Consider the following 1,253-nt stretch of genomic DNA (forward strand, 5'->3'; position numbering starts at 1 on the left):
ACGTGTTCGTGTCGTGGTCGCCGGCCAGCGGCGTCGTGCTGACGCAGTGAGGACGCCACGATGAGAACCTCCGCTTCCAATCCGTCCGCGCCGGTGCCGACCGGCGCCGCGAGCGCCGGCACCGGCCGCGCCCGCCCGGGCCGCTTCGACTTCCTGTCGCGCTTCCTGCCGTCGGGCCGCAGCGTCGCGATCGGCGTGCCGTTCGTGTGGCTTGCCGTGTTCTTCGCGCTGCCGTTCGTGCTGGTGCTGAAGATCAGCTTCGCCGACCAGGTGATGGGCATCCCGCCGTACACGTCGCTCGTCGAGATCAAGGACGGCGTCGTGCACTTCGCGCTGCAGCTGTCGCACTACGCGTTCCTGCTGCAGGACGACCTGTACATCGCGACCTACCTCAGCTCGCTGAAGATGGCCGCCGTGTCAACGGTGCTGTGCCTGCTGATCGGGTACCCGATGGCGTACTACATCGCGCGCTCGGAACCGAACCGCCGCAACGTGCTGATGATGGCCGTGATGCTGCCGTTCTGGACGTCGTTCCTGATCCGCGTGTACGCATGGATCGGCATCCTGAAGGACGACGGCCTCTTGAACCACACGCTGATCGCACTGGGCATCATCCACACGCCGCTGCGCCTCTACCACAGCGACGCCGGCGTCTACATCGGGATGGTCTATTCGTACCTGCCGTTCATGGTGATGCCGCTGTACGCGCACCTCGTGAAGATGGACCTGACGCTGCTCGAAGCCGCGTACGACCTCGGCGCCAAGCCGTGGGTCGCGTTCACGCGGATCACGCTGCCGCTGTCGAAGAACGGGATCATCGCCGGCAGCCTGCTGGTGTTCATCCCGGCGGTGGGCGAGTACGTGATTCCGGAGCTGCTCGGCGGCGCCGACACGCTGATGATCGGCCGCGTGATGTGGGATGAATTCTTCAACAACATGGACTGGCCGATGGCGTCCGCGGTGACGGTCGCGATGGTGATGCTGCTGCTGGTGCCGATGGCGCTGTTCCAGTACTACCAGGTCAAGGAACTGGAGGACGCGAAATGATCAAGCCGAGCAAACCGCTGTCGACGGGCGTCCTCGCCTTCGGCTTCCTGTTCCTGTACATCCCGATCATCAGTCTCGTCGTGTACTCGTTCAACGAGTCGAAGCTGGTGACGGTGTGGTCGGGCTTCTCGCTGAAGTGGTACTCGGCGCTGCTGGACGACGACGAGCTGCTGACCGCCGCGTGGCTGTCGCTGAAGATCGGCCTG

At 64.6% G+C, this 1,253-nt stretch carries 1 protein-coding gene and 1 pseudogene; both read left to right on the forward strand.

Translation table 11 applies throughout. The features are described 5' to 3' along the window. The first annotated feature begins 60 nt into the window (after window positions 1–60). A complete protein-coding gene (locus F3J15_RS37375) occupies window positions 61–1,047 on the forward strand; it encodes an ABC transporter permease subunit (RefSeq protein ID WP_089446575.1) in 987 nt (328 codons plus the stop codon). Beyond that, a pseudogene (locus F3J15_RS37380) lies at window positions 1,044–1,253 on the forward strand (putrescine ABC transporter permease PotI); the annotation flags it as partial. The gene F3J15_RS37375 and the pseudogene F3J15_RS37380, both read left to right, overlap by 4 nt.

The sequence above is a fragment of the Burkholderia sp. Ap-955 genome, assembly GCF_011753045.1.
GTDB lineage: Bacteria > Pseudomonadota > Gammaproteobacteria > Burkholderiales > Burkholderiaceae > Burkholderia > Burkholderia lata_D.